General features: G+C 71.2%; 24 protein-coding genes and 1 pseudogene. 11 read left to right on the forward strand and 14 right to left on the reverse strand.

The annotated features are described in order from the left end of the window. Window positions 1-199: 199 nt before the first annotated feature. Window positions 200-1,207 carry a TerC/Alx family metal homeostasis membrane protein gene (locus tag OJ997_RS22500; protein ID WP_270027487.1) on the forward strand — a complete coding sequence of 336 codons (1,008 nt, stop codon included), beginning with the start codon at window positions 200-202 and terminating at the stop codon, window positions 1,205-1,207. Here the strand turns inward: OJ997_RS22500 and OJ997_RS22505 are convergent. After that, window positions 1,174-1,491, reverse strand: coding sequence for a hypothetical protein (locus tag OJ997_RS22505; protein ID WP_270027488.1), 318 nt, complete (start codon window positions 1,489-1,491; stop codon window positions 1,174-1,176). The genes OJ997_RS22500 and OJ997_RS22505 overlap by 34 nt on opposite strands. A gap of 117 nt (window positions 1,492-1,608) precedes the next feature. Between OJ997_RS22505 and OJ997_RS38145 the strand changes: the two are divergent. Continuing rightward, window positions 1,609-2,271, forward strand: a pseudogene (locus OJ997_RS38145) (DsbA family protein); the annotation flags it as partial. A 136-nt stretch (window positions 2,272-2,407) separates the two neighbouring features. Further along, a complete protein-coding gene (locus OJ997_RS22515; protein ID WP_270027490.1) occupies window positions 2,408-2,749 on the forward strand; it encodes a vitamin K epoxide reductase family protein in 342 nt (113 codons plus the stop codon). Here the strand turns inward: OJ997_RS22515 and OJ997_RS22520 are convergent. Beyond that, on the reverse strand, window positions 2,727-2,918 hold the full coding sequence (locus OJ997_RS22520; RefSeq protein WP_270027491.1) for a PspC domain-containing protein: 192 nt from the start codon (window positions 2,916-2,918) through the stop codon (window positions 2,727-2,729). The genes OJ997_RS22515 and OJ997_RS22520 overlap by 23 nt on opposite strands. A 79-nt stretch (window positions 2,919-2,997) precedes the next feature. On the opposite strand from OJ997_RS22520, the gene OJ997_RS22525 reads away from it, so the two are divergent. Continuing rightward, window positions 2,998-4,674, forward strand: a complete 1,677-nt coding sequence (locus OJ997_RS22525) for a hypothetical protein (protein ID WP_270027492.1) — start codon at window positions 2,998-3,000, stop codon at window positions 4,672-4,674. 1 nt (window position 4,675) lies between these two features. On the opposite strand, the gene OJ997_RS22530 is transcribed toward OJ997_RS22525, so the two are convergent. The 8 genes from OJ997_RS22530 to OJ997_RS22565 form a co-directional block, all read right to left on the reverse strand. After that, complete coding sequence (locus tag OJ997_RS22530; protein ID WP_270027493.1) at window positions 4,676-5,044, reverse strand: hypothetical protein; 369 nt, start codon at window positions 5,042-5,044, stop codon at window positions 4,676-4,678. Between the two features lie 322 nt (window positions 5,045-5,366). Then, the gene (locus tag OJ997_RS22535) at window positions 5,367-6,071 is read right to left on the reverse strand and encodes a GAF and ANTAR domain-containing protein (protein ID WP_270027494.1); all 705 of its coding nucleotides are present in this window, start codon (window positions 6,069-6,071) and stop codon (window positions 5,367-5,369) included. A gap of 11 nt (window positions 6,072-6,082) precedes the next feature. Further along, the gene (locus tag OJ997_RS22540) at window positions 6,083-6,730 is read right to left on the reverse strand and encodes a cyclic nucleotide-binding domain-containing protein (RefSeq protein WP_270027495.1); all 648 of its coding nucleotides are present in this window, start codon (window positions 6,728-6,730) and stop codon (window positions 6,083-6,085) included. A 240-nt stretch (window positions 6,731-6,970) separates the two neighbouring features. Next, entirely contained in the window at window positions 6,971-7,963 is a 993-nt protein-coding gene (gene cydB, locus OJ997_RS22545) for a cytochrome d ubiquinol oxidase subunit II (RefSeq protein WP_270027496.1), read from the reverse strand. 3 nt (window positions 7,964-7,966) lie between these two features. Continuing rightward, a complete protein-coding gene (locus tag OJ997_RS22550) occupies window positions 7,967-9,352 on the reverse strand; it encodes a cytochrome ubiquinol oxidase subunit I (protein WP_270027497.1) in 1,386 nt (461 codons plus the stop codon). Beyond that, complete coding sequence (locus OJ997_RS22555) at window positions 9,349-10,188, reverse strand: universal stress protein (protein ID WP_270027498.1); 840 nt, start codon at window positions 10,186-10,188, stop codon at window positions 9,349-9,351. Before OJ997_RS22555 ends, OJ997_RS22550 begins: the two co-directional genes overlap by 4 nt. A gap of 114 nt (window positions 10,189-10,302) precedes the next feature. Further along, on the reverse strand, window positions 10,303-10,959 hold the full coding sequence (locus tag OJ997_RS37760; protein ID WP_270027499.1) for a response regulator: 657 nt from the start codon (window positions 10,957-10,959) through the stop codon (window positions 10,303-10,305). A gap of 67 nt (window positions 10,960-11,026) precedes the next feature. After that, window positions 11,027-11,893: a universal stress protein gene (locus OJ997_RS22565; RefSeq protein ID WP_270027500.1), complete on the reverse strand. Its 867-nt coding sequence runs from the start codon at window positions 11,891-11,893 to the stop codon at window positions 11,027-11,029. A gap of 132 nt (window positions 11,894-12,025) precedes the next feature. Between OJ997_RS22565 and OJ997_RS22570 the strand changes: the two genes are divergently transcribed. Together OJ997_RS22570 and OJ997_RS22575 are read left to right on the forward strand one after the other, a co-directional pair. Further along, on the forward strand, window positions 12,026-13,534 hold the full coding sequence (locus OJ997_RS22570; RefSeq protein ID WP_270027501.1) for a GAF domain-containing sensor histidine kinase: 1,509 nt from the start codon (window positions 12,026-12,028) through the stop codon (window positions 13,532-13,534). 16 nt (window positions 13,535-13,550) lie between these two features. Next, entirely contained in the window at window positions 13,551-13,718 is a 168-nt protein-coding gene (locus OJ997_RS22575) for a hypothetical protein (RefSeq protein ID WP_270027502.1), read from the forward strand. Here OJ997_RS22575 and OJ997_RS22580 read toward each other — a convergent pair. Both OJ997_RS22580 and OJ997_RS22585 read right to left on the reverse strand, forming a co-directional pair. After that, entirely contained in the window at window positions 13,708-16,017 is a 2,310-nt protein-coding gene (locus tag OJ997_RS22580; protein ID WP_270027503.1) for an ATP-binding protein, read from the reverse strand. The genes OJ997_RS22575 and OJ997_RS22580 overlap by 11 nt on opposite strands. Before the next feature lie 163 nt (window positions 16,018-16,180). After that, window positions 16,181-16,372: a hypothetical protein gene (locus OJ997_RS22585; protein WP_270027504.1), complete on the reverse strand. Its 192-nt coding sequence runs from the start codon at window positions 16,370-16,372 to the stop codon at window positions 16,181-16,183. Between OJ997_RS22585 and OJ997_RS22590 the strand changes: the two genes are divergently transcribed. Further along, window positions 16,373-18,271: a beta-galactosidase gene (locus OJ997_RS22590; RefSeq protein WP_270027505.1), complete on the forward strand. Its 1,899-nt coding sequence runs from the start codon at window positions 16,373-16,375 to the stop codon at window positions 18,269-18,271. Here the strand turns inward: OJ997_RS22590 and OJ997_RS22595 are convergent. Then, window positions 18,252-19,028: a DeoR/GlpR family DNA-binding transcription regulator gene (locus OJ997_RS22595; protein WP_270027506.1), complete on the reverse strand. Its 777-nt coding sequence runs from the start codon at window positions 19,026-19,028 to the stop codon at window positions 18,252-18,254. The two genes, OJ997_RS22590 and OJ997_RS22595, sit on opposite strands and share 20 nt — an antisense overlap. 142 nt (window positions 19,029-19,170) lie before the next feature. Between OJ997_RS22595 and OJ997_RS22600 the strand changes: the two genes are divergently transcribed. From OJ997_RS22600 to OJ997_RS22615, 4 genes are read left to right on the forward strand one after another with little or no spacing between them, the layout of a single operon-like run. Then, window positions 19,171-20,499 carry an ABC transporter substrate-binding protein gene (locus tag OJ997_RS22600; protein WP_270027507.1) on the forward strand — a complete coding sequence of 443 codons (1,329 nt, stop codon included), beginning with the start codon at window positions 19,171-19,173 and terminating at the stop codon, window positions 20,497-20,499. A 4-nt stretch (window positions 20,500-20,503) separates the two neighbouring features. Then, window positions 20,504-21,385, forward strand: coding sequence for a carbohydrate ABC transporter permease (locus tag OJ997_RS22605; RefSeq protein WP_270027508.1), 882 nt, complete (start codon window positions 20,504-20,506; stop codon window positions 21,383-21,385). Next, window positions 21,382-22,233, forward strand: coding sequence for a carbohydrate ABC transporter permease (locus tag OJ997_RS22610; RefSeq protein ID WP_270027509.1), 852 nt, complete (start codon window positions 21,382-21,384; stop codon window positions 22,231-22,233). Before OJ997_RS22605 ends, OJ997_RS22610 begins: the two co-directional genes overlap by 4 nt. Before the next feature lie 28 nt (window positions 22,234-22,261). Beyond that, the gene (locus tag OJ997_RS22615) at window positions 22,262-23,812 is read left to right on the forward strand and encodes a hypothetical protein (RefSeq protein WP_270027510.1); all 1,551 of its coding nucleotides are present in this window, start codon (window positions 22,262-22,264) and stop codon (window positions 23,810-23,812) included. 9 nt (window positions 23,813-23,821) lie between these two features. On the opposite strand, the gene OJ997_RS22620 is transcribed toward OJ997_RS22615, so the two are convergent. After that, window positions 23,822-25,390 carry an alpha/beta hydrolase-fold protein gene (locus OJ997_RS22620; RefSeq protein WP_270027511.1) on the reverse strand — a complete coding sequence of 523 codons (1,569 nt, stop codon included), beginning with the start codon at window positions 25,388-25,390 and terminating at the stop codon, window positions 23,822-23,824. Between the last annotated feature and the right edge of the window lie 35 nt (window positions 25,391-25,425).

Here is a 25,425-nt window from a genome sequence, read left to right on the forward strand (position 1 = left end):
AACGCGGGCGGCACGCCGGTCGCCTTCGCCAGGCCGAGCCCGAAGAAGCTCGCGCAGCGCTCGACGAGATGCGACGTCGCGCGCACCTTGGGCGCCCACGCGAACGTCAGCGCACGCCCGCCGCGCGGGCGGCGTGGGGCGCGGGGCGCGGGCGCGCTGCGTGAGAACTTGCTCATGTTGAGCGGGTAGCACTGGTGGTGTGCTCGAAGTCACCACCGCCGGCTGGGCGGTCACCCTCGGCCTGATCGCCGGCCTTTTCGTCCTGGACCTGCTCGTCTCCGGAGGTCGACGCGCCCATGTCGTCGGCTTCCGGGAAGCGGTGGGGTGGTCGCTGTTCTACATCGGCGTGGCGGTGGGCTTCGGGGTCGCGTTCGGCTTCATCGCGGGCTGGGACTACGGCGCGGAGTACTTCGCGGGCTACGTCGTCGAGAAGAGCCTGTCCGTCGACAACCTGTTCGTGTTCGTGGTGATCATGAGCACGTTCGCGGTGCCGCCCGTGCACCAGCAGAAGGTGCTCACGATCGGGATCCTGCTGGCGCTCGTGCTGCGTGCGATCTTCATCGCGCTCGGCGCGGCGCTGCTGGCCGCGTTCAGCTTCATGTTCCTGATCTTCGGCGCGCTGCTGATCTTCACGGCCGTCCAGCTGTTCCGGCACCGCGAGCAGGACCCGAGCGTCGAGGACAACGCGCTCGTCACGTTCGCGCGCAAGCGGCTGCCGTTCACCGACCAGTACGACGAGGGCAAGCTGCGCACGCGGATCGACGGCCGCAAGGTGTTCACGCCGCTGTTCCTCGTGCTGCTGGCGATCGGCAGCACGGACATCCTGTTCGCGCTGGACTCGATCCCCGCGATCTTCGGCATCACCGAGGAGGCGTTCATCGTCTTCGCCGCGAACGCGTTCGCGCTGCTCGGCCTGCGCGCGCTGTTCTTCCTCGTCTCCGGCCTGCTGGACCGGCTGGTCTACCTGTCGACCGGCCTGTCGCTCATCCTCGCGTTCATCGGCGCGAAGCTGATCCTGCACTTCGGCCACCTGCAGAGCGACGACATCCCGGAGATCGAGACGTCGACGAGCCTCGTCGTGATCGTGGTGATCCTCGTCATCACGACGGTCGCGAGCCTGATGAAGTCGCGCCGCGACCCGGACGCACGCGCGCACGCCGGCTCGATCCGCGATCACTCGAAGCGCAAGGACACGCACGGGTCCTGATCGTCGCCCCGCACCGTGCCGACCCCGGTGCGGCGGGAGCCGCCGATCCACACGCCCACCGGCGCGCCGCCGCGCAGGTTGCGCCACCACGTGCGGCCCGGCCGGCTCCGCACGATGAGCTCGCCGGCCCGCTCACCCGGGAGGGCGGTGACCGGGACCCGGAACACCCGCCCGCTCCGTCGCCCGCGGACCTCGAGCAGCACCGTGTGCCGGCCCGCGAGCGCGTGAAAGCGCGAGCGCAGCAGCCGGTCCATCACCGGGTTCACGACGCGCCGCATCAGCATGGCCCGAGCCTAAGCGCGGGCGGGCGCTGAGGACTGCGGGAAACCCGCGATCGGCCGCGGAGAGCTCCGGATCACCCGTCCGCCGGATCCGGCGATGGTCATCCCATGAGCTCACGGATGCAGCAGAAGGAGGCCGCACGCAAGCGGCGGGAAGCGATCGAGGCCGAGGAACGCCAGGCCACGCAGCGGCGTAGAGCGCGCCGGCGACTGGTCGTCGTCGCGGCGGCCGCGCTCGCGCTCACCGCGGGAGCGATCACCGTCTCGCGCCTCTCCCAGCAGGACGCCGTCGCGCAGCCGCAGGCCGTGAGCGCGCGCTTCGCCGGGCTCCCGCAGGACGGCATCCGGCTCGGCTCGCCGTCGGCGCCCGTGACGCTCGTGGAGTTCGCCGACCTGCAGTGCCCGTTCTGCGGCGCCTACGCCCGCGACGTGCTCCCGACGATCGTCGAGCGCTACGTCCGTCCCGGCAAGCTCAAGCTCGAACTGAACCTGCTCACGTTCGTCGGCGAGGACTCCGTCAAGGCCGGTCAGCTGGCCGCCGCGGCTTCCAAGCAGGACCGCTTCTGGGGCTTCACCGACGCGTTCTTCGCCGCCCAGGGCCAGGAGAACACGGGCTACGTCACCGACGACTTCCTCAAGGCGACCGCGACCGCCGGTGGCGTCGACTACGAGGCCGCCAAGCGCGACACGAGCACCGCCGACCGCGTGCTCGAGCAGGCCCAGGACGCGGCGGACCGCCTCGGCGTGAGCTCCACGCCCACGTTCTTCCTGCGCCGCGGCCACGACGAGACGCCGCTGAAGATCGACGACCTCACACCGGAGACGTTCACGGCCGCGCTCGACGAGGCGCTGCGACGAGCACGCGGGTGGCCACGGCGGTGCTCGCCGCGGTCGGGGTCGCCGTCGCGGGCTACCTCACGTGGTCCACTACGCGGGGCTGGAGCCGTTCTGCGTCGGCGGCGGTGGCGGGTGCGAGCGCGTGCAGAGCTCGGAGTACGCGGAGCTGTTCGGCGTGCCGGTCGCCGTACTCGGCCTCGGCGGCTACCTCGCGCTGCTCGGCTCACTCGCGCTGCCGGACGAGCTGAGCCGGACGTCGGCCGCGTTCGTCGCGCTCGTCGGCGCGGCGTTCAGCCTCTATCTGACGTACGTGGAGATCGCCGAGATCCAGGCGATCTGCCAGTGGTGCGTCGTGAGCGCGGTGCTGATGGTCGCGCTCGCGGGCGTGAGCGTCGCGCGGCTCAGTAGGACGCCTTCGGCATGACGATCCAGAGGCCGATGTAGAGCAGGATCTGCGGGCCGGGCAGCAGGCAGGAGATGACGAACAGCGCCCGGACCTGCCACGGCTTCATGCCGAAGCGGCGGGCGAGTCCGGCGCACACGCCGGCGATCATGCGGCCCCGGGCGGGGCGGACGAGCGCGGTGGAAGCCATGCGGCCAACGTAGCCGAACGCGCCTGTTCACAACCTAAGTGACGAAACGGGCCGGAGCGTCCGGTAGGTTTGCGGCCATATGGCAGCACGGCAGGGCGTGCTGGCGGGGATCATCGCGTTCGCGGTGATGGCTGCGCCGGCGGAAGCGACGATTCGCTCGGGCGAGGGCCAGGACCGCGCCTCAGACACCATCAATGGCGGCACCAGCGGCCATGACATCCTCCAGGTCGCCGCGGCGACCAACGACACGGGCGTCGCCGCGGTCGCGATGCGGCTGGCAGCCGCTCCGGCGGCCAGCGGCTACCCGGTGGGGGTCCTCGGGACGAGAGCCACCGACGGGTCCTGCGGGACGCCGGCGGCCGTGTTCCTCGGGTCCGTCGGCTCCGGCGCCGCGTCCTACGCGGTCACGGGCGGCAGCGCCAAGACGGCGAAGCTCACCGTCGAGGGCACGACGTTGACCCTGTCGGCGAGCAACGACCCGCAGCTCGGCGCGCCGTTCGACTGCGCGCTCGCGGGCATCGCGACAAGCGTGAACGCGACGAGCTTCTTCGACGAGATCGACGCGATCGTGCCGCTGGTCGCCGAGACGCCGCCCGCGGCGACCCCGACGCCCACGCCGACCCCGAGCCCGACGCCCGCGGCGCCGGCGCCCCTTCCGGTGCCCGCGCCGACCACGGCGAACACGCCGCCGGTCAAGGTCCCGGCGTCCGCGAAGCTCACCGTCTCACTCAGCGGTGCCCCGTCGACGATCAAGCGCAACAAGACGATGCGCCTGAAGCTCAAGATCGCCAACGACGGCTCCAAGCAGTCGTCGAAGGTGACGATCTCCGCCGGCAAGGTCCGCGGGCTCTCGGTCGGCAAGGTCAAGACGCTCGGCGCGCTCAAGCCGGCCCAGAAGCGGACGGTCACGCTGATGGTGAAGCTGACCAAGCGGGCCAAGACCTCGACCTCGCTGAAGATCACGGTCAAGTCCGGCAAGCAGAAGGCGTCGAGCACGCTGCTGCTGAGGATCGGCAAGGCCAAGAAGCTCGCGCCGAACCCCCAGCCACAGGAGCAGGCCAAGAAGAGCCCGATCGTCGGCACGTTCTGGTGGCGCAACGTCAACCACGTCGACTGGGCGTGGGACAACCGGGCGCTCTACTTCGTGGACGGCGGCACCGTGTTCAGCGGCTTCCCGACCGGCGGGCTCCCCGCGGCGTGCACCACGGCGGCCGCGAGCCCCGAGGACGAGTTCGACACGCGCGACGGCTGCCTCCTCTACACGTACGACGAGAAGACCGGCGCGGTCACGATCGGCGACAAGGCCGGCACCTTCAAGGACGGCAAGCTCACGATCGACGGCGAGGAGTACTGGCCGCTCGCGCTCGCCCAGCCGGGCCAGCGCTTCACGATCAACGAGCACAAGCACACGTCCTTCCGCGGCATGTGCGGCCTCATCACGGGCTGCTCGGTCACGCAGGAGTACCTGTCGCTCTCACCCGACGGCCAGTTCATCAAGAGCCGCAGCACGACGACGACGGTGGGCGACCCGGGCATGGGCCCGTGGACCGCGGTCGGCAGCTACCCGCCCGACCAGCGCGGCACCTACGAGGTGCTGGCCGGCGGGAAGATCCGGCTCGCTTTCGCCGACGGCACGGTCAAGGAAGAGACGTTCGCGATCGACACGAACCACACGACACGCCAGCCCGACCCGCTCGGCGAGGGCGTGTTCATCGGCGAGGACAACTTCTACCCCGACCCGTTCCCCGACGACTGAGCTAGCCGTTGGGGACGACGTAGTCGAACGTGACCGTCGTCTTGCTCTTGGTGCCGCGCAGGCGATAGGTCTGCGCGGCGTTCGGGGCGAGCTCCTTCCAGCGGAAGCCGCCGGCGGTCTTCGGCACTTCGAGCTCACCCTCGCCGCGCAGCGACGCCTCGAACTTCGCCATCCACGCGTGTGCGGCGTGGTGGCCCGTCATGCACGACGCGCCGGTGACCTTGAGCTTGAAGACGCCGAACGTCTTCGGCCCACCGGGCTCGAACGGGTAGCGCAGGTCGGCGGACGCGCAGCTGCGCGTCTTGGCCTCGGCCGCGGGGGCGACGGCGAGGACGGCGAGAATGGCGAGAGCGGGGAGGAGGAAGCGCATGAGCGGCCCCGAGCCTACGGCCGTGCACCGGGCCGTCGCGATGGGGATGCCCGTACGCGTGGACGGGAGCTGGCACGCAGGCGGAAGTCCGGCGCGTCCGCGTGCCGGACGGAAGCGAGTGGGTCAGACTCACGGGGAGCCCGTTCGCAGAGGCGGTGACGGGGAGAACCGCCGGCACGCAGACGCGCGGACCTCATTCCCAGCGTTTCGACTGAGCAAACATTCTCGCCTCACCGATTCTCACGATGTGCGCGCTCGAACAACGGGCCGTTCACGTTGCCCGACCCGCCGCGGACCGGGTCTTACTCGAGGACGGTGACGTTCACGCTGTCGACGACCCAGCCGTAGCCAGGATCTCGTTCGCGACGTCCGCGGCGCGCCGGCGAGAGCTGCGCGCCGCGGAGCGGAGCCGCTCGAAGGCGGACAGGGCGTCCAGCGCGTGACGCTCCATCAGCACCCCGACCGCGCGCTCGATCACCACCCGGTGCTCGAGCGCGTGCTCGAGCTGGCGGACGGTCTCCTCGTGACGCTGCGCGCGCATCGCGGTCAGTAGCAGGCGCTCGATCAGCTTCGCGTACGCCTGCAGGCCCTCGACGGTCTCGTCCGTCCACACGTGGGGCACGTGGCAGTAGGCGTCGAGCGAGCCGACGACCGAGCCGCCGAGGTGGATGGGAACGCCGACCACGCCGCGCACCCGTGTGGACTCCAGGTCCGCGTGGATCTCCGGCCAGCGCTCGTCGGCCGTGACGTCCTCGGTCTTGACGACCTCGTTGGTCACGAGCGACTGCACGCACGGGCCGGTGCCGGCACGTGTCTGCGCCTTCTCCAGCTCGCGGCCGTGGCCGTCGCTCGCGGCGGCGTAGTGGAGCACCTGCGCGTCGTCGATGAACATCACGCCGCAGCCGGTCACGCGGAACACGGCGGTGGCGGATTCGACCGCGTGCTGGATCGCCTCGACCAGCGGGGTCGACTCGTTCAGGGTCTCCAGCTCGCGCAGGGTCTTGTGCAGGTGCTCAGCCGTATCCACGGCTGAGCATTTTACGTCGGCACGAGCCGCCGACGCTGCGCGACGCTCTCCGGCGCGGGCCGGGGCGCGGTGTCCCGGTCGCGCAGGAGCCAGGTGCCGTCGCTGCGGCGGACGAGCCGGCCGGACCGCTCCAGGGTGGCCGCCGCCGTGGAGACCGACGGCCGGCGCGCGCCCACGAGCTCACCCAGCATGCGATGGCTCAGACACAGAGGCAGCAGCACCCCTTCGCCCGTCACCCGACCCCAGCGCTCGCAATAGTGTCTCACCAGCGCGACGAGCCGCTCGTCCACGCGCGTGAGCTGGGCGATCGCCTTGACGGTCGCCAGGCGCCGCGCCCGCGCCTCGATCCGCTCCATCAGCATCGCCGCGATCCCCGGGTACTGCGCGGCGCGGCCCATGAAGCCCGCGTCGAGCATCGCGACGCGTCCACTGCCGATGACGTTCCAGCGCACCGTCGTGTCCAGCAGCTGCGCGTCGCCACCCCCGCCGAACGGTCGGATGAGGTCCCCGGTGCCGAGCAGCTCGGTGCTGACGTCGCCCGCGAGCGTGACCTCGCGGGCGACGACACCACTGAGGACGAGCAGACCGGCGTTCGCGCACGACGCCGCGCTGAGTCGGCGCACGTCCCACGGCCCGGTCTCCAGGGGCGCCCAGCTCACGCTCAGCTCGGCGCGAGCGCGCTGCAGCGCGGCAGGATCCAGCAGGCCGCCCAGCTCGGAATCGGCCTCTAGAAGCAGGATGCGGGGGCGTTGACGACCGCCGCCGGAGGATGTTGCAGGTTGAAGCACTTGCCCTGATCCCTACGTGACTCGAACGTGTTTGGCTCACGTTCGCGGGGTCAAGGCGAACCAGAGAAATAACCTAGCAACGACTACGGCGACGCGGCGCCGACGGATCACTCACGCCGGATCCACGGCCACCCTTCGCCGGAACACCCAGTACGTCCAGCCCTGGTAGAGCAGCACGAGCGGGGTGAAGATCGCCGCCACGACGGTCATCACCTGCAGCGTGTAGGGCGTCGAGGCGGCCATGTGCAGTGACAGCGCCGGGCCCTCGCTCGCGGCCATCGCGTTCGGGTACAGCCACGCGAACAGCGAGGCGAAGAGCGCGGCGACGGAGAGCGCGGAGCCCGCGAAGGCCCAGCCCTCGCTCCCCAGGAGCGCTCGCCACCAGGCGGCGCCCGCGGCGAGCACCGCGACCCCGGCCAGCACCGCGGACAGTGGCTCGATCCCGTCCATCCGCGCCAGCGTCCAGACGCTGAACGCGAGCACGACCGCGAACGCGACCGGCGCGAGGCGTCTCGCGAGCGTGACGGCGCGCGCGTGCAGCTCGCCCTCCGTGCGCAGCGCGAGGAAGTGCGAGCCGTGGGCGAGGAAGAGCACCAGGCTCGTGACGCCGCCGGCCAGCGCGTACGGGTTCAGGAGCGTCCAGAACGTGCCGGCGAACTCGCCGTCGTCGGTCAGCGGCACGCCGCCGGCGATGTTCGCCCAGGCGACGCCGAGCAGGACGGCCGGGAGCGCGCTGCCGACGACGATCGCCCACTCCCAGCGGGACTTCCAGCGCGCGCCGGTGTCCTTGCCCCAGAACTCGACGCCGACGTTGCGGATGATCAGCGCCACCAGCAGCAGGAACAGCGCGAGGTAGAAGCCGCTGAACAGCGTCGCGTACCAGTGTGGGAAGGCGGCGAAGGTCGCGCCGCCGGCGACGATCAGCCACACCTCGTTGCCGTCCCAGACCGGGCCGAACGTGCGCAGCAGCGCGCCGCGCTCCTCGGTCGTCTTGCCGAGCACGCGCACGAGCGCGCCCGCGCCGAAGTCGAAGCCCTCCAGCACCAGGTAGCCGATCCACAGGACGCAGATCAGCAGGAACCACACGATCTCAAGGGTTGTCATGGCTCAGTACGCGAGGGTGAGTTCGGAGGTGGGCGTGGCTTCGTCCGGGCGTGGCGCGCCCTTGGCGGCGGTGCGCGCGAACAGCGCGAACCCGATCACGGCCAGCACGCCGTACAGCAGCGTGAAGCCGGCCATCGTGATCAGCACCGACGTGGCGTTGACCGTGGGGGAGACGGCGTCGGCGGTCTTCAGCAGGCCCTGGACCGCCCACGGCTGGCGGCCGACCTCGGTGAAGATCCAGCCCGCGCTGTTGGCGATGAACGGCAGCAGCGCCGCGGGGACCATCAGCCACAGCAGCTTGCGGCGCTCGACCAGCATGTTCCGGCGGGCGCGGAACAGCAGCAGCGCGGTGAGCAGGATCATCGCCGTGCCCGCGCCGATCATGGCCCGGAAGGACCAGTACGTGAGGCCGACGATCGGCGCGTACTGGCCCGGGCCGTACTTGGCCTGGTACTCGGCGTTGAGGTCGTTGATGCCTCTGACCTCGGCGTCCCACTTGCCGGTGGCCAGGAACGAGAGCAGGTCCGGGACCTGGATGTCGACGTTGGTGCGCTCCGGGTTCGGCGTCCAGTCGCCGGTCGCGAACAGCGAGAACGGGGCCGGCCCGGCGGTCTCGAACAGCGCTTCGGCGGCGGCCATCTTCATCGGCTGCTGCTCGACGAGGAGCATCCCCTGGTAGTGGCCGACGATGCTGGTGGCGATGGTCGCGACGAGCACGATCGGCGCGGCGAGTTTGACCGACGGCCCGAACACGTCGACGTCACGGCGCCGCAGCAGATGCCAGGCGGAGACGGCGATCACGAGCATCCCGGCCGTGGCGAAGGCGCCGAGGATCGTGTGCGGGAAGGCGTACAGCAGCGTCGAGTTCGTGAGCACGTCGAAGATCGACGTCAGCTCGGCGCGGCCGCTCATCGGGTTGATCTCGTAGCCGACCGGGTGCTGCATCCACGAGTTGGCGGCGAGGATGAAGTAGGCGGACAGCGCGGTGCCGATCGCGACCATCCAGATGCAGGCGACGTGCAGGCCGGGGGAGAGCTTGTCGCGGCCGAAGATCCACAGGCCGAGGAACGTGGACTCCAGGAAGAACGCGGCGAGACCCTCGATCGCCAGGGGCGCTCCGAAGATGTCGCCCACGTAGCGCGAGTAGTCCGACCAGTTCATGCCGAACTGGAACTCCTGGACGATGCCGGTCGCGACGCCGAGCGCGAAGACGATCAGGAACAGCTTGCCCCAGAAGCGCGCCATCCGGTCGTAGGCCTCCTTGCCCGTCCGCCAGTAGAGCGTCTGGCAGAGCGCGACGTAGGAGGCCATGCCGATCGAGACCGGCACGAAGAGGAAGTGGTAGACGGTGGTGATCGCGAACTGCCACCGCGCGAGGTCGACGTTCATCGCGCGACGGCCACCGGCGCGAGCAGCTCGGCGAGCGGCGCCTCGACGCCGCGCGGGAGCACGACCACCGGACAGTGCGCGTGGTGCAGCAGCGGCCCGCTCGTCCCGCCGGTGATGACGGCGCGCAGCGGACCGTAGCCGCGCGAGCCGACCAGCAGCACGTCGAGCTGCTCGCTGTAGGCGGAGAGCGCCGCCCACGGGCGACCGTCGAGCACGATGCCGTCGGCGTCCGGTACGTCCTCGACCGCGCGGGCGAGCGCTTCACGCAGCGCCGTGTCGAGCTCCGCCTGCGCGTACGCGAGCGTCCCGTAGACCTCGAGCGGGATCACCGTCAGGACCTGCAGCCGCGCCGCGGTGGCGCGCGCGAGCGCGAGCCCGGTGGTGAACGCAGCGGTGGCCTCGACCGAGCCGTCGTAGGCCACGCCGACGCGGGTGAGCACGCCGTCGAGGCGCGTGCGGTAGCCGTGCGGCGCGACGGCGACCGCGCACGGCGCGCCGAGCAGCAGTCGCTCGCCGGTCGCGCCGGGGCGCACGCGCCCGAGCCGGCCGGTGTGGGTGGAGCCGACGACGATCAGCGCCGCGCCCTCGGCGAGCGCGAGGTCGTGCAGTCCGCGGGCGGCGGAGCGACCCTGGACGATCGCGGTGCGGATGCGCTCGGGCTCGATGCCGGCGAGCAGGCCGCGCATGCGGCGGACGGTGGCGTGGCCCTCGTCGCGGTCGGGCGTGACGGTCGCGAGGACCACGTCACCGGCGCCGAGCCGCGCGAGGCGGCGGGCCAGCGCGACCGCGTCTTCCGACCGCGCGGTGGCGTCGACGCCGATCAGGATTGTGCTCATGTCCGCAGCCTCGCGGGCGTCGAGCCGTCCTGAAACCGGTGTCCGCCGCGGACCCGCTCCGTACTTGTCCGCAACCTAAAGGCCCAGGGCCTTTAGTCTTCCTTTAGGCTGCGTTTAGAGATCGACGAGCTTGTGCTCGAGCGCGTAGCGGACGAGCTCGGCGCGCGTGGTGCGGCGCAGCTTCTGCTGGATGTGCGCCCGGTGGGTCTCGACGGTGCGGGTGGAGAGGAACAGCTGGGAGGCGATCTCGGCGTTGGTGTGGCCGAGCGCGATCAGGCGCAGCACCTCGACCTCGCGCTCGCTCAGATCGTCCGGCGGGCCGGCGGGCTCGGCCGGGGCGGTGGCGAGGCGGGCGCCGAGGCGCGGGTTCAGGTAGGTGTCGCCGGCCGCCGCGAGCTTGATCGCCTCCAGCAGCTCCTCGTCCGCGGCCTCTTTGAGGACGAACCCGAGCGCGCCGGCCTGCAGCGCCTGGCGGGCGAACGCCGGGTCGTCCTGCATCGTCAGCACGACGATCGCGGTGTCGGCGGCCTGCTCGCGCAGCCGCGGGATCGCCTCGAGGCTCGAGCCGCCCGGCATGTTGAGGTCGAGCACGAGCACGCTGGGCCGGTGCGCGCGGGCCATCCGCTCCGCGTCGGGCACGGTGCCCGCCTCGGCGATGACCTGCAGGCCGTCCTCGTTGTCGATCAGCATCCGCAGGCCCTGGCGGACGACCGTGTGGTCGTCGGCGATCACGACGGTGGTCTGGGTGCGGTCGGCTCGTTCTGCGCTCACCCACGGAAGCTTGGCAAGCGCGCGCGTCCGCGGCTGCGTGAGCGACCGCGGACGTGGTCCGTAGAAGCTACGGAATGACGAGGACCGGGCGGGTGGCGGCGTGGACGAGGCCGGTGGCGAAGGAGCCGAGCACGGTCGACGCGACCGCGCCGTGCCCGCGCGAGCCGACGAGGATCGCGGCCGCGTGGCGCTCCTCGGCGGCCGCGAGCATCGCCCGCCACAGCCCGCGGGTGCCGTCGACCGTGGTGGCGGTCGCGTCGAGGCCGGCGTCGCGCGCGAACGCGGCCCCGGCCGCGGCGAGCTCGCTCTCCGGTGGTGCCGGGGGCGTCACGAGCGAGGTGACGAGCACCGGCACCGGCCAGGCGTGCGCGACCAGCAGCGGACGGCTGCGCAGGTGGTGGGCGGCGAACTCGAGTGCCGTCTTCGCGTGGTCCGACCCGTCATAGCCGGCGAGGATCGGGCCGTCGGCCCCGGTCGTGCCCTCCGGGACGACGAGCAGCGGCCGCTCGGCGTGGTGCAACAGGCTCGCCGCGGTGCTGCCGATCATCACGCGCTCGAACGGACTCGCGCCGTGGGTGCCGCTGACGATCACGTCCACCTTGTGCGCCTCGGCCTGCGCGCGCAGCTCCCGCCACGGGGTGACCGCGAACGCGAGCTCCGGGCGGGCGTCGAGGCCGGCGGCGGTGGCGAGCTCGACCCCTTCGTCGACCGCCTTCTGGCCGGCGGCCTGCGCTTCGATGCGCATGCGCTCGATGCCCTCGCGGACCATCTCGTCGGGGAGCGCGATCCGGGCGAGCGCGCCCGACTCGGGCGACGGCGGCGGCGCGTGCACGTGGGCGACGACGGCTTCAGCGGCGGGGAAGAGCGCGCTCGCGAACGTGAGCGCGGCCTTGGCGGAGGACGAGCCGTCATAGGCGATCAGCAGGCGGGTCATGCATGGATCGTGCCAACACGGGTCCCGACGGACATCCGCGGGCTTCCCCGGCGAGTACGCGGGGAACTACGGGCAGCCGTGAGCTAGCCTCCGGCCGGGATGGATCAGCACCGTCTGACACGGCTTGTAGAGGTGGGTCGATCGCTCGTCACCGAGCTCGACCCGGACGCCGTATTCAACCGTCTGCTCGAGGTCGCGCGGGAGCTGACCGGCGCGCGCTACGCGGCGATCGGCGTGCTCGACGAGCGCCGTGAGCGGCTCGAGCGCTTCCTCACCGCGGGCATCCCCGAGGACGTGCACCGGGCGATCGGCGACCTGCCGCGCGGCCGCGGCGTGCTCGGCGTGCTGATCACCGACCCGAAGCCGTTGCGGCTCGCCGACGTCGGCTCGCACCCACAGTCCTACGGCTTCCCGCTCGCGCACCCGGCGATGACGACGTTCCTCGGCGTGCCGCTGATCATCGAGGGCCAGGCGTGGGGGAACCTGTACCTGACCGAGAAGGACGGCGGCGAGGAGTTCAGCGAGGAGGACGAGCAGGCGGTCGTCGTGCTCGCGGACTGGGCGGCGATCGCCATCCGCAACGCGCGCCTGTACCGGACCGTGCGCGAGCGCCGCGACGAGCTCGAGCGCACGATGCGCGGCCTGGAGACGACCACCGAGATCAGCCGCGCGCTGGGCGGCGTGACCGACCTCGGGCGCGTGCTGGAGCTGGTGGTCAAGCGCTCGCGGGCGCTGATCGACGCGCGCGCGGCGGAGATCTCCCTGCGCGAAGGCGACGAGTACGTGCTCGCCGCGGTCGCGGGTGAGCACGGCGACGACGGCGGCGACCGGATCGTCGCCCCGATGGTGTTCCGCAACCGCGAGGTCGGGACGTTGACGGTGATCGACCGCCTGCACGGCGACCGGCCGTTCAACGAGGAGGACGAGCGGCTGCTGCAGGCGTTCGCCGCCAGCGCCGCGACGGCCGTGGCGACCGCCCAGAACGCGAGCGAGGAAGCGCTGCGGCGCTCGATCGAGGCCTCCGAGGCCGAGCGGACGCGCTGGTCGCGCGAGCTGCACGACGACACGCTCCAGCAGCTCGCCGGACTCCGCATGCTGCTTTCGGGCGCCCGTCGCAGCGGCGACGCCGACCGCATGAGCGGCGCGATCGAGCAGGCGCTCGAGCAGATCACCACCGCGGTCGGCGACCTGCGCTCCCTGATCACCGAGCTGCGCCCGGCCGCGCTGGACGAGCTCGGGATCACGCCCGCGCTCGAGTCGCTCGTGGCCCGCTTCGTGCGCCAGACCGACCTGGAGACCGAGCTCGATGTCGCGTTCGCGGAGCCTCGCTTCGCGCCCGAGATCGAGTCGACGGTCTACCGCCTCGTCCAGGAGGCGCTGACCAACATCGCCAAGCACGCCCGCGCTGATCGCGTCTCCGTCCGCCTGCGTGACCGCGACGGCGACATCGACCTGATCGTCCGCGACGACGGCGCCGGGTTCGACCCCCAGCACCGGTCGAGCGGCTTCGGCCTGATCGGCATGCGCGAACGGCTCGCGCTCGTCAACGGCACGCTCCACGTGGAGTCCTCACCCGGCGCCGGCACCGTCCTGCGCGCCTCGATCCCGGTGCGCCGAAGCCATGCCGCCGCCGTTGCGTGAAGGGGCGGACGTAACGGTGACGTGGCTCGGCACGACCGAGCCGGGCGTGATCGAGCGCCTCGAGGACGAAGGCCGCGTCGCGATAGTGGTGACCGAGGCCGGCGAGGTGCTGCGGTTCGTGCTGATGGCGAGCGCGGACTACTTGACCGTCGACCGCTCCGCGCGGTTGACCGTCAGGCGCTGAGCGCGGGAGCGGTCGCCGCGTAGGCGGCGCGGAGCTCGTCCGCCACGCCCGGCGTGATCGCGTCCGCGTACTGGACCGACCGGGCCAGTTCCGCCAGCCGGACCGCGCCGACGCTCGCCGAGCTGCCGGCCAGCGTGTGCGCGAGCTTGCGGGCGCTCGCGAGCTCCCCGGCCTCGAGCGCGTCCACGAGCTCGTCCACGCGCGCGGCCGCATCGCTCACGAAGAGCTCGACGATCGTTGCGGCGATCACGGGATCACCGAGCTGGCCCAGGACGTCGTGGTCCACCCACGCCGGCTCATGCACCGCCTCGGCGCCGCGGACCCAGCGGCCGAGCGCCTCGTCCAGGTCGGAGGCGTGCAGCGGCTTGGCCAGGTAGTCGTCCATGCCGGCGGCGAGGCACTGCTCGCGGTCGCCCTTCATGGCGTTGGCGGTCATGGCGATGATCGGGACGGTCACGTCGGCGCGGCGGAGCTCACGCGTGGCCTCGTAGCCGTCCAGCTCGGGCATCTGGCAGTCCATGAAGACGGCGGCGTACGGGCGGGCGAGGACCATGTCGACCGCGGCGCGGCCGTCGGCGGCGTGCTCGACGGTCAGCCCGCGCTTGCGGAGCATCTCGGTGGCGACGATCCGGTTGACCGGGTTGTCCTCGGCGACGAGCACGGGCAGCTCCGCATCGAGGGCCACCGGGGCGACGCGGGCCACGCCGACCTCGACCGCGGCCTCCGCGGCGGGCAGCGGGACGGTCAGCAGGAACGTGCTGCCCTCGCCAGGCGTGCTCGTCGCGGTGAGGGAGCCGCCCATCAGCTCGGCCAGCTCGCGCGAGATGGCGAGCCCCAGCCCGGTGCCGCCGTAGCGGCGCGTGGTCGTGGCGTCGGCCTGGGCGAACGGGTCGAAGAGGCGCGGGAGCACGTCGGCGGCGATCCCGACACCGGTGTCGACGACGCGGATCAGGACCTCGTCGCCGGCGCCGCGCGTCGCGGTGACGTCGACGCGGCCGGCCGCGGTGAACTTGACCGCGTTGCCGACGAGGTTGGTCAGGACCTGCCGCACGCGGACCGGGTCGCCGCTGACGAACTCCGGCACGTCGGGGGCGAAGCGCACCGTGAGCGCGACGCCCTTGGACTCCGCGTCGAGGGCGAGCAGCGCGCGCACGTCGCCCAGCGCGCCGGGCAGCGAGAACGCCACGCGGTCGAGCTCCAGCTTGCCCGCCTCGATCTTGGAGACGTCAAGGATGTCGTCGATGATCGTCAGCAGCGCCGCGGCCGACCCGCGCACCTGATCGGCGAACCCGCGCTGGCGCGCGTCGAGCGACGTGTCGAGCAGCAGCTCGGTCATGCCGATCACGCCGTTCATCGGCGTGCGGATCTCGTGGCTCATGTTCGCCAGGAAGCTCGACTTGAGCTTGGAGCCCGCGAGCGCCTCGTCGCGGGCGGCGGCCAGCTCGCGCTCGAGCGCGTCGCTCGCGTCCCGGTGCAGCGCCAGCACCAGGACCAGCGAGCTCACGACGCCGATGAACGCCTGCGCGAGCATCACGCGCACCTGCGGGGTCTGGTAGGCGAACGGGCCGTGCCCGGCCATCGTCATCCCGATCAGAAGCGAGCCGATGAACAGGCCGTGCAGCGCGGCGAGCGTGGTCTGGTAGCGCAGCGCCACCCAGACGCTCAGCGGCACCACGAGGAAGGTCAGCGGCACGCCCTCGGTCAGCCCGAAGGCGAGCACGTAGCCGCCGCCGGCGAGCACCGTGACGACGAAGAACTCCAGGCCGCGCTCGAGCTTGAACTCGCGCGCCCGGACGTGATCCCGGATCCGCAACCCGACGCCGGCCACGACGATCGTGCCGGCCGCGTTGCGCAGGATCCACGACAGGGGGCCAACCGGCCAGTGGTCGTCGGTCAGCAGCCACACGGCCACCGGTCCGATCACGGCGCTCAGGACCGCGCCGGCGACCGCCGCGACCAGCAGCGCACGCACGTCCGCCGGCTTGGACATGCCCCAGCCGTCCGGGCGCAGCCGCGCGAACACGACGCACGAGCCGTAGGCCAGCACGAGGTTGGCGACGCCGAAGAACACCGACAGGGAGAAGACCGCGCCGGTCAGCAGGTTGCCGGCGACCGTCGCCGCGAACAGCAGCACGAGGTTCAGCCGGCGGATCCGCGGCACGGCCCAGCCGTCCGCGAGCCACAGGAAGGCGACGCCCGCCGCGGGCCAGACGAGCGCGAGCTGGGTGCCGTCGAGGCGCGTCGCGCGGCCGAGCGCGACCGCGGCGAGATACACGACGACATAGACGGCGATGCGCACGGGCACGTGAACGGAATCGGCAGCCCGCGCCGGGCCTTGACCCCTCAGGATCGGGTTCTGACGTGCGGATCGAGCGGCGCGACGAGGTGCCGATGTCCTCGACCCGGTGCACGACGTACGCGACCGCGCCGTCGGCGCCGAGCACGGGCGAGTTGACCGGGCTTCAGTGGCGCACCTCGAACGTGCCGTCCGGGCGGCGGATGTCGTACTTCTGCACGGGCATCGTGTCCGGGCGGCCGTGCTCGAGCACGCGCCGGAGCGACGCGCCGAGGTTGTTCTCGCCGCTCGCGTCGGGGTCGTCCGGGTTGTCCGGGAAGACGTCGCCCTGGACGGTGAACTGCGATAGAACTCGCACGTGTCTGGGTGGAGGCTGTCGACGGGACGCGTCGCCTACGGCGGCGACTACAACCCCGAGCAGTGGCCGGAGGAGACGTGGCTCGAGGACGTCCGGCTCATGCGCGAGGCGGGCGTGAACCTCGTGACGGTCGGCGTGTTCTCATGGGCGACGCTGCAGCCGGAGCCCGAGACGTACGACTTCGGGTGGCTGGACCGGATCCTCGACCTGCTGCACGCCAACGACGTGCGTGTAGATCTCGCGACGGCCACCGCGTCACCGCCCCCGTGGTTCAGCCGCCGCCATCCCGAGTCGCTGCCCGTCACCCGCGAGGGCACGACGCTGTGGCCGGGCGGGCGCCAGGCCTATTGCCCGAGCAGCGGCGCCTACCGCGAGGCGGCGACCAAGCTCGTGCACCGGCTCGCCACGCGCTACGCCGAACACCCCGCGCTCGAGCTGTGGCACGTAAATAACGAGTACGGCTGCCACGTCAGCGCCTGTTACTGCGACGTCAGCGCGGCCGCGTTCCGCGCCTGGCTGCGAGACCGCTACACCACGCTCGACGCGCTCAACGACGCCTGGGGCACCGCGTTCTGGAGCCAGCGCTACTACGACTGGGAGGAGATCCACCCGCCGCGGGCCGCACCGACCTTCCCGAACCCGTCGCAGCAGCTGGACTTCGCGCGCTTCAGCTCGGACGAGCTGCTGGAGTGCTACCGGGCGGAGCTCGCCGTGCTGCGCCGCGTCACGCCCGACGTGCCGGTGACGACGAACTTCATGACGCCGTCGTTCAAGCCCGTCGACTACTTCGCGTGGGCGCCTGACGTCGACGTCGTCTCCACCGACCACTACCTGCGCCCGCACGAGGGCGACGCGAACCTGGACCTCGCGCTCTCCGGCGACCTCACGCGCGGGCTCGCCGGCGGCCGGCCGTGGCTGCTGATGGAGCACTCCACGAGCGCCGTCAACTGGCAGCCGGTGAACCTCGCCAAGGCGCCCGGGGAACTGCGCCGCAACAGCCTCGCGCACCTCGCCCGGGGCTCGAACGGCGCGCTGTTCTTCCAGTGGCGCGCGTCCCAGCGCGGCGCGGAGAAGTTCCACTCCGGGCTCGTCCCGCACGCGGGCACGGACACCCGACTGTGGCGCGAGGTCGTCGCGTTGGGGGAGGAGCTGGAAGGGCTGAGCGCCGTGCTCGACCAGCCCGTGCACGCCGAAGTCGCGCTCGTGTGGGACTACGAGAGCTGGTGGGCGGTCGAGCTGGACTCGCACCCGTCGGACCAGGTCAGTTACCTGGACCGGGTCCGCGCCTTCCACGGCGTGCTCTGGCAGGCCGGCGTCACGGTCGACGTCGCCGCACCCGGGGCCGACCTGAGCGCCTACAAGCTCGTGCTCGTCCCGAGCCTGTACCTCGTGCGCGACCCGGACTTCCTGGACGACTACGACGGGCACGTCGTGATCTCGTACTTCAGCGGCATCGTCGACGCCAACGACGGCGTCCTGCTGGGCGGCTACCCGGGCGCGTTCCGCGAGCGGCTCGGGATCCGCGTGGAGGAGTTCCGCCCCTTCGTCGGCGAGCGCCGCGTGGGGGAGTTCACGGCGACGGTCTGGAGCGAGGACGTCCGCCTGGAGGGCGCCGAGGCGCTGCTGCGCTTCGACGACGGCACGCCGGCCGTGACCCGCCACGGCGACGCCTGGTACCTCGCCACGCGGCTCGACGAGGCCGGGACCACGCACGTGCTCCGCTGGGCGTGGCAGGCCGCCGGCGTCCAGCCGCTGCTCCCCGAGCTGCCGCTCGGCGTCGAGCGCGTCCGCCGCGGCGACCACGTCTTCGTCTTCAACCACACCGCCGAAGCGGTCGACGTCCCCGGCCACGGCCCGCTCGAGGCGGGCGGCGCGGCCGTCATTGCCCCGGCGCGATGAGCAGCTCGCCGACGTGCTCGGCGAGCACCTCGCGGGCCTCCGGCGGCATCCCGCTGTCGGTGACGAGCACGTCCGCCGCGCCGAGCGACGCGATGGTGCTGAGCCCGACGATGCCCCACTTGGTGTGGTCGGCGACGACCACGAGCTGCCGTGCTGAGCGCAGCAGCGCGCGGTTGGTCTCGGCCTCCAGCAGGTTCGGCGTCGTGAGCCCCGCGCGTTCGTCCATGCCGTGCACGCCCATGAACAGCAGGTCCACGTGCATGTTGCGCAGCGCGGCGTCCGCGACCGGCCCGACGAGCGCGTCCGACGGCGTCCGCAGCCCGCCCGTGAGCACCACGGACAGGTCGGTGCGCCCGCTGTGGCGCATGATCTGGGCGACCGGGATCGAGTTGGTGACCACGGTGAGGTTCGGGATGTCGCGCAGGTAGCGGGCGAGCGCCCACGTCGTCGTCCCCGCGGTGACCGCGATCGCCGTCCCGGGCTTGACGAGCGCCGCGGCCGCGACCGCGATCGCCTCCTTCTCGGGCTGTTCGCGCAGGGACTTGGCCTCGAAACCCGGCTCGTCCGCGCTGCGCTGGGAAGCGATCGTCGCGCCGCCGTGGACCTTGTCGACGAGCCCGCGCTCAGCCAGCGCGTCCAGGTCGCGCCGGATCGTCATGTAGCTCACCTGGAGCTCCTCGGTGAGGTCTGAGACACGGACCCCGCCGGAGGCACGCAGAGCCTCGAGGATCCGCTCCTGGCGCTGGCGGGCGAGCATCGGGGGGCGAGTCTTCCGCAAGTTCCACCAGAAATCAACAACCGGAGCGCTCAGACTTGACAGTTCCACCAGTCAAGTGGTGTTATGCGGGAGGCTTTTGGTAGGTCCCGTGGTTTTGCGGGAGCTCACGAGAGGAGAGAGCATGCTGGATGCGGAGGCGGCGACGCTCAGCCGTCGCAACCTGCTGTTACGGGCTGCTGGAACGGCGACGGCGTTCGCGCTGCCCGGCGTGCTCGCGGCCTGTGGCGGAGACGACGCGCCGACCGGAGCTTCGGGAGGCGGCGGGGCGAGCGGCGCCAAGGAGGCCGTGGGCACGGTCTCGTTCGGCTCCAACGCGTCCGACCCGGTCCCGAAGGAGGCTTACGCGAAGGTCTTCGAGGCCTTCAAGACGGCCACGGGCGGGACCGTGAAGGTCAACACGGTCGACCACAACACCTTCCAGGAGCAGATCAACAGCTACCTGCAGGGCAAGCCGGACGAGGTCTTTACGTGGTTCGCCGGCTACCGGATGCAGTTCTTCGCCGAGCGCGGCCTGGCGACGGACATCTCCGACGTCTGGGGCGAGGTCGGCGGCAACTACTCGGACGCGCTCAAGCAGGCGTCGACGGGGCTCGACGGCAAGCAGTACTTCATCCCGTTCTACTACTACCCCTGGGCCGTCTTCTACCGCAAGAGCGTGTGGGAGGAGAAGGGCTACGAGGTGCCGGCCACGCTCGACGAGCTCAAGACGCTCGGGGCGAAGATGAAGGCCGACGGGCTCGCGCCGATCGCGTTCGCCGACAAGGACGGCTGGCCCGCGATGGGGACCTTCGACATCCTCAACCTGCGCATCAACGGCTACGACTTCCACATGCAGCTGATGAAGGGCGAGGCGTCCTGGCAGGACCCGAAGGTCGTCAAGGTCTTCGAGACCTGGCGCGAGCTCCTGCCGCTGCACCAGGAGGGTTCGCTCGGCCGCACGTGGCAGGAGGCGGCGCAGAGCGTGGCCACCAAGAAGGCCGGCATGTACTTCCTCGGCATGTTCGTCGGCCAGCAGTTCGAGGGCGCCAACCGCGACGACCTGGACTTCTTCAACTTCCCGGAGATCGACTCGACCATCGGCGCCGACACGCTGGACGCGCCGATCGACGGCTTCATGCTCTCCAAGAAGCCCGAGAACGAGGACGGGGCGAAGGCGCTGATGAAGTACCTCGCATCGGCGGCCGCGCAGGGCACGTACCTGCAGTCGGACCCGAACAACATCGCCACCGCCAACGACGCCGACACGAACAGCTACAGCGCGCTGCAGAAGAAGGCGGTCGAGCTGATCAACGGCGCGTCGAACATCACGCAGTTCATGGACCGCGACACGCGGCCGGACTTCGCCTCGACGGTGATGATCCCGTCGCTGCAGGACTTCATCAAGAACCCCGACGACGTGGCCGGGCTGACGAAGAAGATCGAGGACCAGAAGAAGACGATCTTCACGTAGGCGCGTGCGTCTTCCGAAGACCGACAAGCTGGTCCTCGCCGTCATGTGCGGGGTGCCCACGGTGCTGCTGCTGGCGTTCGTGTGGTTCCCCGCCCTGGCCTCGGTCGGGCTGTCGTTCACGTCCTGGGACGGGATCGGCGGCGTCGGCACGATCGAGTGGGTCGGCACCCGCAACTACTCGCAGATCTTCTCGATCTACCCGCCGTTCTGGCCGGCGCTGCGCCACAACCTCTATTGGCTGGCGTTCTTCATCCTGATCCCGACGACGTTCGGGATCTTCCTCGCCGTCGTGCTGGACCGCGCGATCCGCTTCAGCCGCCTCTACCAGAGCGCGCTGTACCTGCCGGTGATGCTCTCGCTGGTGCTGGTCGGGTTCATCGCCCAGCTCTTCTACTCGCAGGACCAGGGGTTCATCAACGGGCTGATCGGCCAGCAGGGGACGGGGCCGGACTGGCTCGGCAACCCGGACCTGAACCTGTGGGCGATGATGATCGCGGCGAGCTGGCGCCACGTCGGGTACATCATGGTCCTCTACCTCGCCGGGCTGAAGAGCGTCGACGAGTCGCTGCGGGACGCCGCGCGGGTGGACGGCGCGAACGAGTGGCAGACGTTCCGGCAGGTGATCTTCCCGGTCCTGAAGCCGATCAACGTCGTCGTGCTCGTGGTCACGGTGATCGAGTCGCTACGGGCGTTCGACATCGTCTACGTCGTCAACGGCGGCAAGAACGGGCTCGAGCTGCTGTCCGTCCTGGTGTACGACAACATCGTCGGCGAGGCCAGCCGGATCGGCTACGGGTCGGCGATCGGGACGATCCTGCTCGTCCTGGCGCTCGGGTTCATCGTCACCTACCTGGTCCAGAACTTCCGCCGGGAGCAGCGCCCGTGAAGCGCTCGCGCGTCGGCGTCCACTGCTTCCTGGCCGCGGTCACGCTGCTGTGGCTGTTCCCGGTGCTGTACGCGCTCTACACGTCGCTGCGGCCCTACAGCGACACCGCCGAGCACGGCTACGTGTCGATCGCGCACACGCTGACGTTCGAGAACTACCGAACGGCGTGGACGCAGGCGGACCTGCCGCACTACTACCTGAACTCGCTGATCGTGACCGTGCCCGCGATCCTGCTGACGCTGACGTTCGCGAGCGGGGTCGCGTTCACGGTCTCGCGCTTCTCGTGGAAGTTCAACCTGCCGCTGCTGATGCTGTTCACGGCCGGCAACCTGCTCCCGCAGCAGGTGATCATCACGCCGCTGTACCGGCTGTTCCTGGAGATCCCGCTGCCCGAGTTCATGAGCGACAGCGAGTCGCTCTACGACTCCTACTGGGGGATCATCGGCATCCACGTCGCGTTCCAGCTGGGCTTCTGCGTCTTCGTGCTGTCGAACTACATGAAGACGATCCCGATGGAGCTCAACGAGGCCGCGATGGTCGACGGCGCGAACGTCTGGCGCCAGTTCTGGCAGATCGTGATGCCGCTGTGCCGGCCGCCGCTCGCCGCGCTCGCGACCCTGCTGTTCACCTGGATCTACAACGACTTCTTCTGGGCCCAGGTGCTGATGCAGACCGGCGACAAGCGGCCGATCACGTCCGCGCTCGCCGGCCTGCAGGGGCAGTTCTTCACCGACAACAACCTGATCGCGGCGGCGTCGCTCGTGGCCGCGCTCCCGACGCTCGCCGTCTACTTCGCGCTCCAGCGGCATTTCATCGGCGGCCTCACGCTGGGGGCGACCAAGGGCTGAATACTCGGGGAACGGGCATAACGGCGACGTGCCACGACTCCTGCTCGCCGTCCTCATCATGCTGGTCGTTCCCGCGTCCGCCCAGGCGCGTGCGTGCCTCGTCACCGGCCCGGAAGAGCGGGCGGAGCAGACGCTGCGCGACGAGATCCGCGTCCGCGACGCCCACGGCTTCCGGCAGGACCGCGCGTACGTTGCGAAGCTGATCGCGGCCGGCCCGCCCTCCCGCCGGCACGGCATCCGCGTGACCAAGGCCGAGGACCGCTATTTGGACCTGCGCAACCGGCTCGGCGTCGGCGCGAAGGTCGGCCGCTACATGCGGGCACGGCCGGAGATCAACGCGTTCTGGGAGGTCAAGGACGACTGGCCGCGCGGCCCGTACATGGCCGTGTTCGTCGCCGGCGACCCGGCCGCGCATCGCGCCGCGATCCTGCGCCGCGCGTCCTATCCGCGCCACACCCGGGTCGTGCGGGTGCGCTACAGCTACGACGCCAAGGATCGCATCCAGAAGCGCATCCAGGACGACGACAAGGCCCTCGCGCGGGCGGGGTTCGAGGTGGTCGGCTCCGACACGGACTGGGGGCTCGACCGGATCGACGTCGAGGTGATCACCAAGCGCAAGGACGCCGTCCGCTACTTCGCCCGCCGCTACGGCTCGGTCGTGCGCGCGCGCCCGCGCACGTCGAAGACGTTCGAGCGCTGCACGACCGCGTCGGGGTACGAGATCGCGCCGGACGGGATGAGCGTGACCGTGAGCTGGACGGACGCGCCCGAAAAGCCGGTGCGGGTGGAGCTCACCGAGCGCGGCGACCGCGTGGCGATCGGGATCGTGTCCGCCTTCAGCGTCTACCCGGGCTTCGGCGACTCCGGCGGCAAGGCGGTCGTGCGCCTGTCGGCACCGCTCGGCGACCGTCCCGTGATCGACGCCGCGAACGGCGTGCGGCTCGTCCAGACCGGCCCTTCACCCGGCGCGCCGCCGTGCCCGGTGCGGCCCGTGCGGACGCCGCTCGAGTCGCTCATCCGCGAGCGCGCCGAGCAGGGGATGAACGCCGACCCGGCGTTCGTGCAGACGCTGATCGACGCCGAGCAGCGCTACACGCCGGAGGAGCAGCGCTGGCGCGACGAGGTCCAGAAGGTGGACTTCGACCGCGACGTGCACGACTACGTGTTCGGCGGGCGCGTGTACCCGGACTGGGGTGGGACGACGCTGGTCGCCCGCTATCCGGAGCCGCCGTACCTGATCGTGCGCTTCATCCGCCGCTTCGCGTTCCACGTGCGGGAGCTCGAGAAGCTGACGGACGCGCCGATCCGTTTCGAGCGCTCGACCGTCCCACGCGACTGGTTCGACGCGCTCGCGCAGTACATCGGCGACGACGCCCGCGCGGGTGACGGGTACCTCGAGGACTTCTACGTCACGCAGGCCGAGCAGGGCGAGTCCGAGCAGGTGGTCCACGTGTACGTGATCACGCGGCGCACGCAGGCCGAGGCCGACGCGTACTTCAAGGGTCGCTACGGCGGGATCGTGCGCGTGCACATCATCGGCGACCGGGTCGAGTGCCGCGGGGGCTACTCGACCCGGTAGCGCCGCGGCCTACGGGTTCGTCGTCGAGAGCGTGAACGTCACGGTCGTCGAGTACGAGCCGGTGCGCAGCGGGTCCGTGCGCTTGACGAGCTGCTTGAACGTGACGCCGACCTTCTCGCCGGAGGTCGGGCCGTTCCAAGCGGCCTTGGCCGGCTCGACCCGCAGCGGCTCCACGAGGCTGAACGCGCCGTTGGTCAGCTTCCCGGCGGGCGTCGCGCTGAGCGCCGCGTCACCGGCGGTGGAGGTCACGGTGACGTCGGTGGTCGCCGTGTAGTCCTGCTCGACGCCCGGCGTGAAGGTGCCGAATGTCGCCGGCGCGCCGAGCGTGAGGCTGAGCGTCGCCGGCACGGTCCCACCGACGGTGCCGGGAAGCTCGGTGCTCAGCGCGCCGACGAACACCGCGACCGTGCTGCCCGTGCCGAGGTCGACCGGGATCGTCAGGCTCCCGTCCTGCGCGGCGGTGACCGCGGCGCCGTTGGCCTTGTACTGCTTGCCCGCCGGGTAGAGCCCGGCTGGGGTCTTGACGGTCGCGGCGCCCTTGCCCGTGAGCGTGAAGCCGGTGGCGTCGGCGCGGGCGAGCGTCGTCCACGCGAGCGGCCGTGCGCTGTCGAAGCCGACCGACCAGCCCCAGCGCGTCCACTGGTTGTCCGGCAGCGAGACGTTCACCTGCGCGGGCGTCGCGACGTCACCGTCGAACACCCGCTGGAACTCCGGCAGCGCCTTGCCCAGATCGCGCTCCCAGTACGGCCACGTGTGCGTGCCCGGGAACTCCTCCCACGTGTGCGCGATGCCGGCCGCGGTGAGCTTGTTGTGCATGTTCGTGTTCTGGGCGTAGAGCGACTGCTCGAGCGTGTCGACCGGGCGGGTGGGCGCGTCGAACGGGCCGGGCTGGCCGGTGCCGGTGCGCAGCCCGAAGTGCGCGTAGGTGCGGTAGTTCGGGATCAGGTACGTGCCGTCACTGCCCTCCCAGCGCGCGATGTTCTCGGGCGTCTTGGGTCCGAACACGTTCTCGCCCGGGCCGAGCTGCGTCGGGTTGACGACGCCGCTGAACGCCTCGGCCGCCGCGAACAGGTCCGGGTGCCGGCCCGAGTAGGCCGCGGTGCCGTGGCCGCCCATGGACAGGCCGGCGATCGCGCGCTCGCTGCGCTCCGGCTTGGTGCGGAAGGTCGCGTCGGCCCACGGGATCAACTCGCCGATGTGGAAGGTCTCCCACTGCGGTCCGTTGTTGACGTGGTTCGCGTACCAGCCGAACGTGCCGCCGTCGGGCATCACGATGATCATCTGATGCGGCTCGCTCACGCGCTCCGCGAAGCCCTTGTCGACCCACGAGCGGTAGTCGTCGAACGCGCCGTGCAGCAGGTACAGGACCGGGTAGCGCCGGGTCGGGTTCTCCGCGTAGCCCGTCGGCAGGATCACGCGCAGCCGCGTGGTCCCGTTCAGCGCCACGCTCGTCCCGACGTACTCCTTCACGCGTGGCGTGAGGTCCGTCGAGCTGGTCGTGGTGAGCTGCGCGCTCGCCGTAGCGGGCACGACCAGTGCCAGCGCCGCCCCGGCGACGCCAAGACTCCTCCGCAACATCTCTCTCCCCCTGAGGTTGGTGTGCACGAGGGAGG

Source organism: Solirubrobacter phytolaccae (assembly GCF_027587195.1).
GTDB classification, from domain to species: domain Bacteria; phylum Actinomycetota; class Thermoleophilia; order Solirubrobacterales; family Solirubrobacteraceae; genus Solirubrobacter; species Solirubrobacter phytolaccae.